This is a genomic window from Bacteroides reticulotermitis JCM 10512 (assembly GCF_000517545.1).
GTDB lineage: Bacteria > Bacteroidota > Bacteroidia > Bacteroidales > Bacteroidaceae > Bacteroides > Bacteroides reticulotermitis.
The window spans coordinates 37779-54807 of sequence record NZ_BAIV01000024.1 but is presented as its reverse complement, the minus strand read 5'-3'; the positions used below and the strand labels follow the sequence as shown (position 1 = coordinate 54807).

General features: G+C 41.6%; 13 protein-coding genes, 1 pseudogene and 1 riboswitch. Of the genes and pseudogenes, 6 read left to right on the top strand and 8 right to left on the bottom strand.

All coding sequences use genetic code 11. The features are described 5' to 3' along the window. Nucleotides 1-70 precede the first annotated feature (70 nt). Nucleotides 71-1447: a TlpA family protein disulfide reductase gene (locus JCM10512_RS14295; RefSeq protein ID WP_044164139.1), complete on the top strand. Its 1377-nt coding sequence runs from the start codon at nucleotides 71-73 to the stop codon at nucleotides 1445-1447. Nucleotides 1448-1520: 73 nt separating this feature from the next. Here JCM10512_RS14295 and JCM10512_RS14290 read toward each other — a convergent pair whose 3' ends face one another. Next, entirely contained in the window at nucleotides 1521-2231 is a 711-nt protein-coding gene (locus JCM10512_RS14290; protein WP_044164204.1) for a TIGR02757 family protein, read from the bottom strand. 113 nt (nucleotides 2232-2344) lie between these two features. Here JCM10512_RS14290 and JCM10512_RS14285 point away from each other — a divergent pair. Beyond that, nucleotides 2345-3201, top strand: a pseudogene (locus JCM10512_RS14285) (AraC family transcriptional regulator). 103 nt (nucleotides 3202-3304) lie between these two features. Here JCM10512_RS14285 and JCM10512_RS14280 read toward each other — a convergent pair. Then, nucleotides 3305-3670: a VOC family protein gene (locus JCM10512_RS14280; RefSeq protein ID WP_044164137.1), complete on the bottom strand. Its 366-nt coding sequence runs from the start codon at nucleotides 3668-3670 to the stop codon at nucleotides 3305-3307. A gap of 93 nt (nucleotides 3671-3763) precedes the next feature. Then, on the bottom strand, nucleotides 3764-4567 hold the full coding sequence (locus tag JCM10512_RS14275; protein WP_044164135.1) for an AraC family transcriptional regulator: 804 nt from the start codon (nucleotides 4565-4567) through the stop codon (nucleotides 3764-3766). Nucleotides 4568-6881: 2314 nt separating this feature from the next. Between JCM10512_RS14275 and pncB the strand changes: the two genes are divergently transcribed. From pncB to JCM10512_RS14255, 4 genes are all read left to right on the top strand, one after another. After that, nucleotides 6882-8054, top strand: coding sequence for a nicotinate phosphoribosyltransferase (pncB, locus tag JCM10512_RS14270; RefSeq protein WP_044164202.1), 1173 nt, complete (start codon nucleotides 6882-6884; stop codon nucleotides 8052-8054). Nucleotides 8055-8113: 59 nt separating this feature from the next. Next, nucleotides 8114-8318, top strand: a riboswitch (cobalamin riboswitch). A 136-nt stretch (nucleotides 8319-8454) separates the two neighbouring features. Continuing rightward, nucleotides 8455-9969 (top strand): acetyl-CoA carboxylase biotin carboxylase subunit, encoded by a 1515-nt coding sequence (accC, locus tag JCM10512_RS14265; protein ID WP_044164133.1) that lies wholly within the window; start codon nucleotides 8455-8457, stop codon nucleotides 9967-9969. Nucleotides 9970-9988: 19 nt separating this feature from the next. After that, on the top strand, nucleotides 9989-10498 hold the full coding sequence (locus JCM10512_RS14260; RefSeq protein WP_044164130.1) for an acyl-CoA carboxylase biotin carboxyl carrier protein subunit: 510 nt from the start codon (nucleotides 9989-9991) through the stop codon (nucleotides 10496-10498). A gap of 1 nt (nucleotide 10499) precedes the next feature. Beyond that, nucleotides 10500-12035 (top strand): acyl-CoA carboxylase subunit beta, encoded by a 1536-nt coding sequence (locus JCM10512_RS14255; protein ID WP_148298415.1) that lies wholly within the window; start codon nucleotides 10500-10502, stop codon nucleotides 12033-12035. 100 nt (nucleotides 12036-12135) lie between these two features. Here JCM10512_RS14255 and JCM10512_RS24155 read toward each other — a convergent pair whose 3' ends face one another. From JCM10512_RS24155 to JCM10512_RS14240, 5 genes are all read right to left on the bottom strand, one after another. Beyond that, a complete protein-coding gene (locus JCM10512_RS24155) occupies nucleotides 12136-12783 on the bottom strand; it encodes a sensor histidine kinase (protein WP_052517236.1) in 648 nt (215 codons plus the stop codon). Then, on the bottom strand, nucleotides 12780-13730 hold the full coding sequence (locus JCM10512_RS24150) for a hypothetical protein (RefSeq protein ID WP_244437213.1): 951 nt from the start codon (nucleotides 13728-13730) through the stop codon (nucleotides 12780-12782). Before JCM10512_RS24150 ends, JCM10512_RS24155 begins: the two co-directional genes overlap by 4 nt. Then, a complete protein-coding gene (locus tag JCM10512_RS21480; RefSeq protein WP_148298414.1) occupies nucleotides 13679-14788 on the bottom strand; it encodes a diguanylate cyclase family protein in 1110 nt (369 codons plus the stop codon). The genes JCM10512_RS24150 and JCM10512_RS21480 overlap by 52 nt, the downstream gene beginning before the upstream one ends. Continuing rightward, on the bottom strand, nucleotides 14769-15125 hold the full coding sequence (locus JCM10512_RS22535; RefSeq protein ID WP_148298413.1) for a hypothetical protein: 357 nt from the start codon (nucleotides 15123-15125) through the stop codon (nucleotides 14769-14771). Before JCM10512_RS22535 ends, JCM10512_RS21480 begins: the two co-directional genes overlap by 20 nt. A 766-nt stretch (nucleotides 15126-15891) precedes the next feature. After that, nucleotides 15892-16968 (bottom strand): N-acetylmuramoyl-L-alanine amidase family protein, encoded by a 1077-nt coding sequence (locus tag JCM10512_RS14240; protein WP_044164123.1) that lies wholly within the window; start codon nucleotides 16966-16968, stop codon nucleotides 15892-15894. Nucleotides 16969-17029 lie beyond the last annotated feature (61 nt).

Here is a 17029-nt window from a genome sequence, read left to right as displayed (position 1 = left end):
TCCAGTATTAAGAATTGGCAATGCCAAGTTATCAGGACGCATTGAGAATTTCACTCTTTTGCCAAAAGAATTGTCAGTTTACGTAGATGCTATTGTATATAGCCCCATTACTGGCCAGCATGAGTATAGGACAGTTCTTGAGCAAGACCAAACATTTCATCTGAATATTCCGCTCGATTGCACCACTGCAATAGGAAGTCTTCGAATATCTTCTGATACGGAATATTACGGTTTCTTTATTGTTGGATTGAGTCAAAAAGAAAAATTAAATCTGGATATTAAATTCAACAAGAATGAAAACAGCATGATAATCACAGAGTCGAAAGGCGGGCTTGGGCTAACATCCAATGAAACCGTATCTTTCGGCGGAGCAATAATGGCATTTGAAGAATTCCACTCACCAGACAAATATTATCGCATGACTCCCGAAGAGTTTGTCAATCAAGAGTTAAATTTCAATTTGAAAGAAAGGATGAAAGCTGCTTTCAATGTTTACAATCAGTCTGAACGAATCAATAATTACTTAAGAAACTCACTAGAACTACTCTTTTTCAACGGAAAGCTTTTTCAATATAAAGAAGAAGCCGAACGCAGTTATCGAAACACAACCGATAAAGTAGAATCGAATTATGTGGCTTCAGAACCCGATGCTTCATACTACTCTTTCTTAAATCAGTATGAGTTGACACCTCAACATTTGTACTGCTTCTCCTACTCCGGCTTTATAAAAGCTTTCTTATCAATCAAAGCATTCGATATTCCCACAGTCGGCAACACTTCTATAAAAGTCTGGATAGACGAAGTAAAAGGTAGAATTAAGAAGGTGCTGAAAATCGATTCGGAATTATTTTACGACTTACTCGCCGCTAACTCTTTTGATCTGCAACTCTCTTACGAAAACAAGCCGCTGACAAAGACTCAGATTGCAAACATCACCAATTATTACAGTACTCAAAATTCAGCTATCGCAACTGTTTTGCTGAATCAAAATAGCCAACTAATTGAAAAGCTTAAGAGCAGCCAAGACCTAAAAGTAAAGAACACGCCTAATGTTGCTAAAGAAAAACTCATGGACACCCTCATTGCCGGCTATAAAGGGAAAGTGGTATTAGTTGACTTCTGGGCTACATGGTGTACTCCATGTGCAGACGCAATAAAAAAAATAAGAGGACTGAAAGAAGCATTGAAAGAAAAAGATGTAGTTTTCGTCTATATAGCCAATCCATCCTCCCCCAAGAAAGTCTGGGAAAACCAAATTAAGATAATTGGTGGAGAGCATTATTATCTCACGGCAGATGAATGGTCCTTTATAACAGAGCAGTTTGAGTTCAACACAATCCCAACTTATCTGATTTATAATTCCAAAGGAAGCCTGAAAGATAAATCCATCGGATTTCCTGGTATTAAAAAGATGCAGGCACTGCTCGAGAACGTACTGCAAGAATAATTATGATTCTTTATACCAGTAGCTTGATTCCATAGACTGCCCTTTCATATGCTAGATCATAGTCGGAGTCACTCTACAACGGTTCCCGGTTGACTCCAATCCCAAAGAGAGCAAAATCGCCTAAACAAGGATCATCCGGGAATATTTGCGCTAGCGCATTCGTAATGCAACGGGCATTCGTCAGCGTAAACGAATTAGTTTCGGTCAGTCCCAACGTATGGGCTACCCGGCAAACATGGGTATCCAAGGGGACAATCAGTTCGCGACAATCCATCGTTTGCCACAATCCGAAATCGACAGCTGAATTGCCACGCACCATCCAGCGCAAGAACATGTTCAGCTTCTTCTGCGGACTTTTGGCAGAGACTCCCAGAAAAGTACATAATTTCTCCATCGGTACACCTTCAAAGGTATTCAATGCATCTTCCAAACTGTCGAACTCGCGATAAGCAGCATACAAGCGTTGGAAATATCCGTGAAAGTCGGCAAACGAAAGCATCCGGTAGAAGCTACGGGAATCTTCGGCGGGAAACTCACGCTCCCAACGGCGCGACAATACATATTGATAAGGCGACTCTCCCATTCGATCGTGTAGTTCGTTTGCTTTCTTCACAATCTGCTTCCGGTTACCGAAACTCATGATAGCCGTTAGCAAGCCGCTAATTTCTATATCTTGCTTCACCCGATAACGATGTGGAAACTGTACAGGATCATTAGTTATAAAGTGCGCGCAATGGTAAGTTTCCGCACTTTCGAGTAGTTTATTCTTTATCTCTTCCGTCATTCCGAATATATTTCGATCTTTATACCACAAAAGTAAGCATTTTAGCAACATAGGAAAAGTCCCTCCTCTTTTTTACCTCTATATTTGCATAGTGAAATATAAACAATGAAATGATGAAACAAAAAAAGACAACCCAGGAAGAGTATCAGAAATGCGTGAATAAGGTGGTGGATTATATCAACTTGCACTTGGGAGAAGAAATCGATTTGAAATCGCTGGCCGGCATCTCAAACTTCTCTCCTTTCTACTTCCACCGAATCATGAAGCATTTCTGGGTGAACCTGTCGGAACGTTTATTGTCCGGACGCGGACTGAAGCAGCTGCACGTTTGTTGCGCTACTCCGACCTTCCGATAGCCGATATCGCGTATCGCATCGGTTACTCCTCTCCCTCATCCTTGTCGAAAGTATTCAGACAATTTTATGGTATTTCACCGTTAGCATATAGAAACAATAAAAACTTTGTAATTATGAGACCAGCAATTATCAGACCGGACTTGAAACTAGAAAAAGAAGTTAGAAACGTCCCTGCAAGAGACTTGATTTATATCCGCTTGACGGGCGACTACAAACTAAATGATTATGCCGGCACTTGGGGACGGTTGTATCAATTCGTCATGGAACAGGAACTTCCGATGGGAGAATGTAGCCCTTTATGTATCTACCACGATGACCCGAAAGTGACCCCTACCGACAAACTGCGCACGGATGTTTGCATGGTGCTACCCTGTAACGCTACGCCTAAAGGTGAGATTGGATACAAACAGCTGCCCGCAGGACGCTATGCTATATTTCTCTATAAAGGTACGTATGAAAATCTGCAAGCGGTGTATGATACGATTTATGGGAAATATCTGCCGGAAATGGAATGCACACTACGCGATGAGGCCAGTGCCGAACGCTATCTGAACAATCCGCGTGATACTGCACCCGAAGACTTACTTACGGAAATTTACATACCGGTAGAGTAACCAAAACCAGATCTTGACTTTTACATACGTTCATGCCAAGATGTACGTATGTAAAAGTTAAGATTCAGTTTAAAAGATCTTTAGACCCTATTCAACGCGCATATCAAGCTTGCGCATAGATGCCGACTTTGTTGCCTTCGCTATCAGCAAATACGGCAAACCAGCCTTTACCCTCCGCTTCAATCTTCGTTTTCGGGATCGCTATTTTTCCACCTTTGCGAAGTACTTTCTCAAGTGTTTCGGCAATATCTGCACAATTGAAATGAATCAGTACGCCTTTTTCAGAAGGTAGAAAGTCGGCTGCATAAGATACGGCCCCGATCGCTTCACCTTCTTCCGTAAAGAAAGCCATCTTTTCCGTCTCACATTCCAAAACATCGAGGCGTACACCTAACACAAATTCGTAAAAATCGACTGCCCGACGAAAGTCAGTAGAGGGAATCTCAAAAAAAGCAATTAGTTTTTTCATTCTGTTCTCTTTTATAGTTACTACTTTATCTTTGCAAAGACACGGCAAAGGTAAGGCAGAGACACGCCCCCTGATAGAAGAAAAAAGACATCTTTAGTAATCCGAGAAATAATCCGAATAAGGTGCGCAAGCAGAAAGATATTCAGCAGGAGTATATCCAGAGAAGAGTTTGAACTCTTTAATCATATGAGACTGGTCGGCAAATCCACATTCATAGGCTATTTGGGCAAAAGAGATATTCGCGTCCCGCTGGAGGATCGACAAGGCTCGTTGCATACGTACAATGCGAATAAACTCTTTCGGAGTGGCCCCAATATAATCGGCAAATACTCGCCCAAGTTGTTTGCTACTCAGGCAAGCCACGTCGGCAAGCTGGAGCAACTGAATCTGCGGACGAGAATCAATTTCATGAAGAACCGCCGTGATTCGTTTCAGGTGAAAATCAGTCAAAGCATGTAGCCGCCGGAAGAGAAATTCTTCGATCAGCCGAATGCAGAGTTCGCATTCAGGAGTATCAGCCACTTGTTTAGCCAAATCTGTGAGTTCAATATCGCCTACATCATCCGTCGATATATGCTGTCCATAGAACAGACGGCTGGGAATGCGCAGGAAAGTCTTTGCCGCCTGAGGTTGGAAGACAACCACAATCATCTCCAGTCGCCCTGTAGATACAACATCCGCATAGCCAATGAACTGTCCGGAGATAAAAGAAGAAGGCTGAAGCATTCGTTCATTTTGCATAAACAGCCTTTGTCCCCTATGAAATACCAGTTGTATGCAGCCAACAGGAAGCGTACGCTCGGTTACAGCACGCAAAGCATCGTCCCGCAATATCCAGTAGTAGCGGATATACGAAGACAATGCCGGAGTAGGCTTTATGATTTCAAACGACTGCATGCAACAAATATAATCACTTTTTCAAATTGAACACAAAGGTAGAAGCTAAGTTAGACAGCTGATAGTAGAAAAGAGACATTCTGCCAATAAGAACCGTTACGTACTAAAACAAAGATTGGCTACTCATCACGAGCAACCAATCTTTGTTAACCTTAAATCTAATACTTATGAAAAAACACATTACAAAGGTATGATCTTCCCGGAAGATAGCAAATTTACAGTCCAAATCGAACGATAATATAACACGGTTTAATACCAGTCTATTCACATTAACAATTCAGACTTTAGATGTTAACGTTTAACATATACGCTAATGCGTTTCTTTTAGGCAATAAAATCGATTACAAGCGAGTATTCGGCTCTTTCAAGAAGGTATACAAGTTTAAACAGACAAAAACACCAGGACTTAACCTACTGATAGTATGACTTATGAGTTTAAATTCTTATTGAGTCCATACAACGTACTCAGAGGATGGCTAGAAAAGTCATGGAGAATGCACAAGAGTCTTTATTAGTAATCTCTTAGAATAAACAGTCGAACATAGATAACATTAAAGCAAGTAGATTGCAGAATTTGGGAAGTATTGAATCGTTCGAGAGTTTGGATTAGCATCGAAACGGTCTACAACCGATAGCAGAATTATAGGCATAAAAAAAGGCTATCTATCCCAGACAGCCAATCCTTATTAACCTTAAATCTAATACTATGAAAAACACATTACAAAGGTACGATCTTTCCGGAAAATAGCAAATTTGCAGTTCAAATCGAGTCATAAAATAACACGGTTTAAGAGTAAAGACCGCGCATTAACAATTAAAGATTCATACGTTAACATTTAACATATTCATTCACACTTCAAATTAAATAGTAGCATTGATTGGCACGGATAACGATTGAGGTCAAAGAAGAAAGAAACGCAATTCAGATTCACACGTTGAAGCGAATATAAGAGCTACGGAAAGCATGCGCAACAATGAACTGAGTCAAGTACCGAAAAAGGGTGCGAGCCCATTTCCCTAAACATACTCCCCCCTAAATAAATAAAAAAATTCATCTCTCATGGTCTCATCATTTTAGACATAACCATATATAAATCAATCAATTGCCGAATGAGAGATACTTTCAAAAGAAGCCTATCTCTCATCATTTTATCGCTATTTGCCATCAAAAAAGGCTTATCTCTCATCATTTTTTAGGTATCTCTCATAAATTTAAGCCATTATTGACTGCGGTTAAACCGATATAAGCCTCAAAAATCCGGCTATTTGCAGACTAGTTAATAGAAAGGTAGGGAAACGCATACTCGATTTTTATTCTCTTAAGTCTGCGCAAGCTCGTTGTATATTGAACATATCACCGGAAGTATCTTAAATAGTCATCTTATTAATAGTAAAAACAAGCCAATTCATTCCGTAAGAAGTACCTATTTTTAGCTGCGCACTGGAGTGCGTAGATCGTTGCACCCTAGTGAGCAGACTTAAAGTACCCAAGTGCGCAGATCGTCTCAGCCAGGTGAGACGCCTAATTAATCGGATTAAATATTATTATAAACCGATTATTAAACCTAAATAGTTGGCAGTAATAAGATAAAAGCAAGCAGCATTACACGTAATACACCGTAATATGCTTTGCTCTTTTAGCATGTTGGTGCACAAAAGGAGGATTTCGGCAACAAATCCGATAGTCAATGCTAAAACGAATGTGGAGAAACAGCCTGAAGGGAGTAATAAATGATGGGATGAAGCGGGATTATTTGCACGTATAGTGCCGAAGAACCCAAAAAAACTCTTAAGAGTCAGCAAGAAGGAAACAGCGCATTTTGCAGCAAACCGATGCTGTTACTTCCCATTTTCACTGGTGAACCGTAAGCCCACAAACTTTTGCAGATAACCCCTATTAATATTTTGTGCCGCCCCAAAGGGGTTCGAGAGTCGAAACTTACGGGCATAAAAAAAGGCTATCTATCCCAGACAGCCAATCTTTGTTAACCTTAAATCTAATACTATGAAAAACACATTGCAAAGATACGGACTTTCCGCTTTTCTCCAAATATTTCGTATAAATAGATCTGTTTTACAACATGGTTTAACAAGATCACCTATCCTGTTAACAAACCGACCGTGTGCGTTAACATACCGTAGCTTTCTTAAATATTTCGAGCAATTCATCCATCCTAAGTCTTCAAATCTATTCTTCAAAAAGCATGCTAGGTATGCAGCTAGAAGATTAACCAAGGCCGCCCAAAAGATTATTAAACGATTCTATCCAACAATTGTGAGTCTTGCGGTGTTTTCATTTAAAAAGACTGTAAGAATGATTATAAAAACGCTACTTGACACCGATTTGTATAAGTTTACCACATCGTATGCCTATATCAAACTATTCCCATACGCCATAGGGACTTTTAGTTTCAACGACAGAAACGAAACGCACTACACGGAGGAGTTTCTGCAAACACTCAAAACGGAGATTGAGAAGTTGAGACGCCTACGACTGACGGAAGAAGAATTGGAATATATGGCAAATAATTGTCGCTTTCTTCCAAGAGTCTATTGGGAGTGGTTATCTTCTTTTCGGTTTGATCCGAGAAAAATAAATATTTATCTGGATGCGAATCACCAACTCCACATGGAAGTTACCGACCTACTCTATAAAGTAACTCTGTATGAAGTGCCTTTACTCGCTATCGTATCCGAAATAAAAAACCGCTTCTTTGGATACGTACCCGATAAAAATCAGATTCTCGACAAACTATCGGAGAAAATCAGACTATCGAATCGGGAAAAGCTTCTTTTCTCAGAGTTCGGAACCCGCAGACGATTCTCATTCGATGTACAAGACGCAGTGATCAAAGAGCTCAAAGAAACGTCACGTTATTGCACCGGAACATCCAATTGCTATTTCGCCATGAAGTACAACACGAAGATGATGGGAACTCATCCACACGAGTGGTTTATGTTTCACGGGGCCCAGTTCGGATACAAACACGCGAACTACATGGCACTTGAAAATTGGGTTAATGTGTACGACGGCGATTTGGGCATAGCCTTATCTGACACCTATACCTCGGATATTTTTCTTACCAACATTAGCCGTAAGCAAGCAAAATTATTTGACGGGGTTCGATGCGACTCCGGCAACGAGTTTGAGTTTATTGACAAACTTACCTTCAGGTATAAAGAACTAGGGATTGATTCAACCACCAAAACAGTTGTCTTTAGCAATGGACTCGACTTCAAAAAAGCACTAAAGATACAAGCATACTGCAAGGGACGAATAAGGTGTTCGTTCGGCATTGGCACGAACCTAACCAACGACACAGGCTTTGATCCGTCGAATATAGTCATGAAGCTTTCTCAATGCAAGATGAATATCAACCAAGAATGGAGACAATGCATCAAGCTGTCCGATGATGAAGGCAAACACACCGGTACGCCGGAAGAAGTGCAGGCATGCTTACGTGAATTACGACTCCCCATTACATGAAAACAATATACATAAATAAAACTTTCGCTCAAAAAAAGGGGTTTCTATTCAAGAATTATTTATCTTTGCCGCGATTTGGTTCATCGCCTGTATCCAACAGATGGTGATTAAAAGGGAATCGGGTGTAAATCCCGGACAGTCCCGCTGCTGTGAAACTCTATGCAATATCTTATGAATAAACTAATAACACGTCACTGATGCAGAATCGGGAAGACACATAAGATAGGAGTCAGTCAGAAGACCTGCCAATTCAAGTTAGACGTTATTCCTCTTCGTGGACTAGGAGGAAAAACATCGTTTGTTAAGCTCAAAATCGAAGAATTACTGAATTTTCATCAGGCGGAGTATCTGCAGGATGAAAGAGAAGGTATGAATATGTATGCACTTAATAGAGAAAAGTATGATAAAAAAAATCTTAGTAGCCAATCGCGGTGAAATAGCTGTGAGGGTAATGCGCTCCTGCCGAGAAATGGAGATTAAAAGTATAGCCATATTCTCTGAAGCAGATCGAACCGCAAAACATGTGCTCTATGCTGATGAAGCATATTGCGTAGGTCCGGCAGCGTCTAAAGAAAGTTATCTGAATATAGAAAAAATCATTGAAGTGGCTAAAATCAGCCAGGCCGATGCTATTCATCCCGGATATGGTTTCCTATCCGAAAATGCTACCTTCACCAGACGTTGTCAGGAAGAAGGTATTATTTTTATAGGTCCGAACGCGGAAACAATGGAAGCGATGGGTGATAAAATAGCTGCCCGCATCCGAATGATTGAAGCAGGAGTACCCGTAGTACCCGGCACACAGGAAAACTTGAAAAGCGTTGAAGAAGCGGTAGAGCTCTGCAACCAGATCGGTTATCCGGTAATGCTGAAAGCTTCGATGGGAGGTGGTGGAAAAGGCATGCGCCTCATCCATAACGCAGATGAAGTAGAAGAAGCCTATACCACAGCCAAAAGCGAATCACTCTCTTCGTTCGGTGACGACACCGTTTACTTGGAAAAGTTCGTAGAAGAACCCCATCATATCGAATTTCAGATCCTCGGCGATAAGCATGGCAACGTAATCCACCTCTGCGAACGCGAATGCTCCGTACAACGTCGTAACCAGAAAATCGTAGAAGAGACTCCATCGGCATTTATTACGCCGGAACTGAGAAAAGACATGGGCGAGAAAGCCGTAGCTGCCGCTAAAGCCGTCAACTACGTTGGCGCAGGGACCATCGAATTTCTAGTGGACAAATACCGCAACTACTACTTCCTCGAAATGAATACCCGCTTACAAGTGGAACATCCCATCACCGAAGAAGTGATCGGCGTAGACTTGGTGAAAGAACAAATCAAGGTAGCCGGCGGGGAGGTCCTCCAACTCAAACAAGAAGATATTCAACAACGCGGACACGCCATCGAATGTCGTATCTGCGCCGAAGATACTGAAATGAACTTCATGCCCAGCCCGGGAGTCATCAAACAGATCACCGAGCCAAACGGAATCGGAGTTCGCATCGACAGTTATGTATATGAAGGCTACGAAATTCCGATTTACTACGACCCGATGATCGGCAAGCTAATCGTATGGGCCACTACCCGCGATTATGCGATCGAACGTATGCGTCGCGTTCTTCACGAATACAAGATTACCGGTATCAAGAATAACATCAGCTACCTGCGTGCCATTATGGAAACGCCCGATTTTGTAGAAGGACATTATGACACAGGCTTCATTACCAAGAATGCAGAATACTTGAAAGCGTACATCATGCGCACGAGTGAACGGGCAGAAAGCATCGCCCTGATTGCCGCCTATATCGACTACTTGATGAATCTGGAGGAAAACAACAGCGGACTGGCTGCTGACGCCCGCCCCATCAGTAAGTGGAAGGCTTTCGGACTTCAAAAAGGCGTACTTCGCATCTAACTTAAAAAAGTATTCAATTATGGAAATTCATATAGGAAACCGAGTGGCCGAAGTAGAATTGGTCAGCAAAGAAGACAATAAAGTAGTACTTACCATAGACGGGCAAACATTCGAAGCCGACGTTGTTATGGCGGAAAATGGAACTTGCAACATCCTCATGGACGGACGCAGCTCGAACGCACAGCTGATTCGCCGTGAAAACGGTAAAAGCTATAAAGTAAACACTCACTACAGCAGCTTCAATGTCGAGATTGTAGACAGCCAAGCCAAGTACCTGCGTATGCGCAAGAAAGGAGAAGAAGGACAGAACGACAGTATCACATCTCCAATGCCTGGAAAAGTAGTCAAAATACCTGTTGTAGCCGGGCAAGAGGTGAAAGCAGGCGATACGGTTATTGTGATTGAAGCCATGAAAATGCAAAGCAATTACAAAGTAAGTACGGATTGCCGTATCAAAGAAATATTGGTCAAGGAAGGCGACAGCATTACCGGTGACCAAACATTGATAACCCTTGAAACAATCGAATAAAATGGAAGAAATGAATAAAGCCTTTGCTACATTTGAAGAACGCGATCGTGTAGCTTCTCTGGGTGGTGGTGCTAGTAAAATAGAGATACAGCATGAAAGCGGCAAAATGACCGCACGCGAACGCATTGATATGCTGCTCGATAAAGGCACATTTGTAGAATTGGATAAGCTGATGGTACATCGCTGCACCAATTACGGCATGGATAAGAACAAGATTCCCGGTGATGGAGTTGTTTCCGGTTACGGTAAGATAGACGGGCGTCAAGTATTTGTCTACGCCTACGACTTCACCGTATATGGTGGTTCTTTGTCGGCTTCCAACGCGAAAAAGATTGTAAAAGTCCAACAACTGGCTCTCAAAAACGGTGCTCCTATTATCGCATTGAACGATTCGGGTGGCGCACGTATACAAGAAGGTATCGAAAGTCTCTCGGGATATGCCGACATCTTCTACCAAAATACAATGGCAAGCGGAGTTATTCCGCAAATATCAGCCATTCTGGGTCCATGTGCAGGCGGTGCTTGCTACTCTCCTGCCCTGACCGACTTTATTTTCATGGTTAAAGAAAAAAGTCATATGTTTGTGACTGGCCCGGACGTGGTTAAAACCGTGATCCATGAAGAAGTAAGCAAAGAAGAACTGGGCGGTGCTTTGACTCACAGCACCAAAAGCGGTGTCGCTCACTTTATGTGCAATACCGAAGAGGAATTGCTGATGAGCATTCGCGAACTGCTCTCCTTCTTGCCGCAAAACAATATGGATGAACCGCAAAAACAAAGTTTCTCCGATGAAAGCAATCGCGAAGATCCTACACTTAATACAATCATTCCGTCCGACCCAAACATGCCTTACGATATGAAAGACATTATCGAACGGGTTGTAGACGAAGGCTATTTCTATGAAGTGATGCCGTATTTCGCTAAAAACATCATCATTGGATTTGCTCGTTTGGGAGGACGTTCGGTAGGTATTGTCGCCAATCAACCGGCTTATCTAGCTGGAGTGCTCGACATTGACGCCAGCGATAAAGCAAGTCGTTTTGTACGTTTCTGCGATTGCTTCAATATTCCACTAATTACGTTCGAAGATGTGCCGGGATTCTTGCCGGGCTATACACAAGAGAACAATGGTATTATCCGCCACGGTGCTAAGATTGTATACGCGTTTGCCGAAGCTACTGTACCTAAGATTACGGTTATCACCCGTAAGGCATACGGTGGAGCCTATATTGTGATGAACTCGAAACAAACCGGTGCCGACGTTAACTTTGCTTACCCAAGTGCGGAAATTGCCGTAATGGGAGCTGAAGGAGCGATCAATGTACTTTTCCGCAAAGCAGATGCGGAAACAAAGGCCAAAGAGCTGGAAGCTTACAAAGAAAAGTTCGCTACCCCTTATCAGGCTGCTGAATTAGGTTTTATCGATGAGATTATCTTACCGAAACAAACTCGCAAGCGTTTGATTCAGGCGTTAGAAATGACTGAGAATAAAATGCTAACCAATCCGCCTAAGAAGCACGGCAATATGCCGCTGTAAGGAACACATGCTACTTCTAAATAGAATAGATCCCATATAAAAAAGGTCGGAAGAACATAATATTGATTTCTTCCGACCTTTTTATATTCAATGCATCAAACTATTCCAGAATTTCCGCTTCACAAGGCAACCAAGCCCAGAAGACAGAGCCTTCACCCTGATGCGACTCAAAGCCCGTGCAGCCGCCACAAGCTTCGGCTATCGCTTTACAAATCGACAATCCCAGCCCACTACCTTGAGCAAACTCATCCAGCTTCTCGAAACGTTTGAATACTTTTTCTTTCTTTCCGTCTGCAATACCGATGCCACTATCTTTCACGTACAATCGGATACCGTGGTTCACATATTCATAGCCCATCTCAATAAAGCCCCTAACGGTATATTTTATCGCATTCGTTATATAATTCGTCAAGATCTGTATCAAACGGTTCTTATCGAGCGTCACCAGACATTTCTTATACGGATTGATGCAAACGAAATTGATATTGGGATGAGTTATCCGATATTGCATAGCTAATCCTATCTCAGCAAAGACTTCGTGCAAGTCAAACAACTGAGGGTTTAATTCTACGAAACCTGCTTCTATCTTAGATAAGTCCAATATATCATTAATCAATTTCAGAAGCAGTTCGTTGTTCGTCATTATGATCTTAACATACTCGTCCCTTTCCTCAGGCTCCGCAACAGTAGCCAACAACTCAGAAAAACCAATGATAGCGTTTAATGGGGTCCGTATTTCATGACTCATATTGCTAGAAAGGCCGACTTCAACTTATCCGACTTTTCAGCTTGCTGTTTAGCCCGTTGCAATTCACGGATCATATATTCACGGTCTGTAATATCATCTACCCGCATGACTGCTCCATCGAGTTCGCCACTCACCTTATCCCACACAGGAGTTGCAAATAGTTCAACGATCTTTCCATTTTCCAATTTCAGAACAACACTTTCTGTTTGTTTGGAGGAGAAAGCACGCTTCATGACACAATTCTCACATGGAGTATTGCGCCCATAGGCGGTTTGGTAACACAATTTACCCTGCTCATACCGCGCAAAAACCAGATCGGGAAAACAAGCATTTACGTTCTCCCATTGCACTGTAAAGTCAGACGAAATATAAGCTAAGCCGGATATTGCATTATTCAAGATAAGCTGATTCTGCCGATTCAGTTCTGCCAAATCTATTTTATTTCGCAAAAGAGTCTGCTGATTTTTTTTGTGGCGATCGATATTGAAATCCATCCCATAGAAGTACTTATAGGGTTGATTGTTTACCATCTTCGTTTCCATAATCCCTCTACACTCCCACCATTCATATACACCCTGTTCGAGAAAGTCAAATCTGAATTCCAGAAACAGTTCTCCTTTGTCTTCCAGCAACAGACTCTTTACTGCGGTGGAAACAAGGTGCCGATCTTCCGGATGTATCTTTCGCAATAGCTTAATCGAATTATTCATATCACTTTGCTCACCACTGGTTTTGTCAAAGCCATCACCAAAGACGAACTTCTCGCTATACGTATCGTAATACCAGGTAAAGGCTTTGAAAGCATCCATCGAGATATTCAAGACTTTCGACTTTCGCTGAAGTTCATTTCGCAGGCTCGTATCCCAACGCACACACAACAACAACTTCTTATTTCCTACATAGAATGTACTCTTTCGCGTGGTTGTATCGTATCTTCGTCCTTCCAATGTATGAACAGTCTCTTCTCCCAATAGGGAATTTCCGAATCAAACACCTGTTGATCTACCTTACTGAGTTCATTCGCGGCTTCAAGTCCAATGAGTTCACTCATATCTTTGGCTTCCGGAACTCCAAACATTTTCTTACTCTCATCATTCCTAAAAAGGAAATTGCTACTTTTCTCCATATCTATAATGTAGATAGGCATAGGAATTGAGTTCAAAATGATATTGAGCAACGTATTCTCCTTGATAATAGCCGTATTATTCTTGCGAAAACCAATATACTTAGTGACTTTTCCTAATTCGTTCCGTTCAAATGGAGAACCACTAAGCGTGCAGTATTGCCACTCCGCATCTTCATCAAAGGAGTATTTAATGCGAATATCTAGTTTTACATCTTCATCTTCTCCATCTTTCATAATAGAGATTACTCGTTTCATTTCTGCTATATCATCGGGATGTGCAGCAGAATAATAAGCCGAGGGGGGCAGTTTTTGCGTTCGGTCATATCCATTGAGGGGTTCATTATAACAAGTAAACTCTTCAGCCTGGCTATCATACTCCCACAACACCAAATCGGCATTCTGAATGGCAAGATCAGTTTTCTGTATACTGGCTCCCTGCTCTTTTTGTTGAAAGTAATGGTCGGTAACATCTTTCTGCGTACCGATTATCTGAGTTATTCTACCATCTTCTTTATGCATCGGCATGATGGAAGCTTCATAATACCGGTATCCTCCCCGAACAGATTCATCTTTGAATCGGGTAACCAGAACTAATTTAGAGACTTCTCCCGTAACTAAGGACTGAATACTCGCGGGATAAGAGATAGCATCTTCGGGGTGCATCAGTTCGAGCATTTGTTGCATAGTCATTCCCTCGCCCGATAAAGCGTCTCCCTCAAACGAAGAAAAGACTTGAGCCGACACTTCATATACCCAAACAGAGATATTACCGGCATTAAGTGCCAATTTCATGTACTCTTTTTGTTTCTGAAGTTCTTCTTCTTTGAATATCAATGCGGTTATATCTTTCAGCACACCATCAATGAGTGGTGTTTCCACGCTCATCCTTTCGAACCTTAATCGTACTCTCAAAGAACTGACAAACATGGTCTTGATCTCGCTTAAGTCGCACAACTAAGGAATCTTGTTCTCTTTGTCCATCCTTAATAATCTGTATATGACGATTGTATTTATCCCGGTCTTCCGGAAGCAAGAGGCTTTCAATATTGGAATCATTCAGATAGTTACCATCGTCAATCAACGTTGTGTAGCGCTGTTTTTCTAAATCATATTCCCAAGTTATAATATTGACTGACTCCATAGCCCGATCAACTGCATTGCTCGTGCTTGCTATATCCGAATAACATAGCACGTCTTTAGCCTCGTCAGGTGACATCGATATTTCTTCAGTGTATAAGTAGCAAGAGATGTTGCCGGTAGAAGAAAAATGAACGCGGCAATTTACGCTGAGTGGTTCACCGTTAAGTCGGTAAGATGTGTACTCAAACGCTGTATTCTCGGTACTTTGCTGTACTTCGTGCAGAGATTTTATCCACGAAGAAAACGATTCTCGATTCAGCTCTGTTGCATATTCTGTCCATTGGCTTATAGGAACCCCTCTTATATGTTCTTCTTGAAACAAAAACAACAATTCCGGAACATAATTGAAAACATCCTGCACAACTAAATTGTGATCTAAAATAAGGTTAGACCACGCAGAAACAGCTATTTTAGGGGGTTGGTGAGTTTTTTTGGAAACAGAATACATGATTTACAGTGCCTTTTCTTTTTTTTATTAGTATTCAAAGATTACAGGGATCAATCATCCCTGCTGAGCTCATTAGCTTTGGGATTTCAAAGGTAGTAATTTATTTTCTTCACCTTCTTCTTTTATGCGAGAAAAAGTTATGAAAAACATATTAAAAAAAACAAAAAAAACGGTACTTCGATTCACATCGCAGCACCGTCACAACACAAACACAAAATAAAACACGACAAAACTACTATGCAATCTTACCTGCGATGCCTGAGAGGCATACCTACTATTCATCTATATTCTCATACCTATAAATAGTATTCCAGGTCGATTTACACATATATAACAGATAGCAATCTGTTTTGTTCAAGTATCTAATATTTTTTTTCTAAAAAAAACAATATTCTTACTTCGAGGCTCTGAAATCTTTCAGAAAACCTTCCATTAACCAGTTAGCAAGAGCCTGACGGTTAGAGCTCATAATCAGTCTACGCTGATCGAGCGAGTTCTGAATATTCCCCAATTCCACAAAAACAGAAGTGGGAGTGGCATTTGCCAGCACAAACAAATTCCGTCCGCTTACCGTTCCGGTAAATCCGCGATTGGGTTGGTGCTTGCCGTATTTCGACTCAAAAGTATCTTTCATATTGTTAGCCAATCGCTTACTGTCGACCTTTTTAGTCGAATGATAAAAAAAGACATCAGTCTGATTCCCTTTCCCACGACTATCGACATGGATAAAGATAGAACGGCAATACGTATAGTTTTTCCGATCTTTCCGGTAGAGATAGTTTATTTTATCACATCGCTGTCGCAAACGCTGCACTTGATTCAGCGGAATCGGATCGCCCATGCAGGTCTCCCGCTTACTGTTCGACAGATAAGGTTCGTCGCGAATACCATCTTTGGCATCCTGAATAATAATACGCACCTCAGCTCCTTCTTGCAGGAGACTACGTGCCAGACGCAAAGCAATGTCATAAGCGTATTCGTCTTCATGCAACTCATACTTACCCACTCGACCGATAGCACCGGGATCGGGACCACCGTGTCCGCAGACTACATAGAAGCAAGCACCTGCCAAACGCTTGGAAGTGACTTTCACTTCAGCCAGTTTCGGGCCGAACAGAGGTTCATTGACTCGGGTTCTGGAAGTTGCCGTTGCTTTATTTGGGGCCTCTTTCGTATCTTTTGTACCTTTTTTCTCATCACTCTTCGAAGTTGTAGCGGAGTAAGGTGTTGACTTCTTCACCGGAGGTATTACATAGGTGACTCCCATCTTTATCACGTGCTTGCCTCCCAATTGCTTTTTGTTCAGTTCGATAAAGTCGTCGTAATACTTCTTTGGAGAGCGGTTATATCTAAGTAGAAAAGAAGATATCCCCTCTCCTGCTTTGGGAGTAGCTTTTTGTTGTGCCCACAAAACGGAAGAACTCATTAAAAGAGAGAATAACAAGAAAAATGTGTAGAGTTTTATTTTCATATAGTCACCTTATGTCGCTTTATCAAGATCATTTCAATTATAAAGGTGACAAAAATACATT

What these genes read in the sequence shown, in the direction of transcription:
- JCM10512_RS14280 (WP_044164137.1), bottom strand. Translation starts at nt 3,670, where the DNA reads ATGAAAAAACTAATTGCTTTTTTTGAGATTCCCTCTACTGACTTTCGT.
- JCM10512_RS14255 (WP_148298415.1), top strand. Translation starts at nt 10,500, where the DNA reads ATGGAAGAAATGAATAAAGCCTTTGCTACATTTGAAGAACGCGATCGT.
- JCM10512_RS14240 (WP_044164123.1), bottom strand. Translation starts at nt 16,968, where the DNA reads ATGAAAATAAAACTCTACACATTTTTCTTGTTATTCTCTCTTTTAATG.
- JCM10512_RS24155 (WP_052517236.1), bottom strand. Translation starts at nt 12,783, where the DNA reads ATGAGTCATGAAATACGGACCCCATTAAACGCTATCATTGGTTTTTCT.
- pncB (WP_044164202.1), top strand. Translation starts at nt 6,882, where the DNA reads ATGATTATAAAAACGCTACTTGACACCGATTTGTATAAGTTTACCACA.
- accC (WP_044164133.1), top strand. Translation starts at nt 8,455, where the DNA reads ATGATAAAAAAAATCTTAGTAGCCAATCGCGGTGAAATAGCTGTGAGG.
- JCM10512_RS14290 (WP_044164204.1), bottom strand. Translation starts at nt 2,231, where the DNA reads ATGACGGAAGAGATAAAGAATAAACTACTCGAAAGTGCGGAAACTTAC.
- JCM10512_RS22535 (WP_148298413.1), bottom strand. Translation starts at nt 15,125, where the DNA reads ATGTCACCTGACGAGGCTAAAGACGTGCTATGTTATTCGGATATAGCA.
- JCM10512_RS14260 (WP_044164130.1), top strand. Translation starts at nt 9,989, where the DNA reads ATGGAAATTCATATAGGAAACCGAGTGGCCGAAGTAGAATTGGTCAGC.
- JCM10512_RS14275 (WP_044164135.1), bottom strand. Translation starts at nt 4,567, where the DNA reads ATGCAGTCGTTTGAAATCATAAAGCCTACTCCGGCATTGTCTTCGTAT.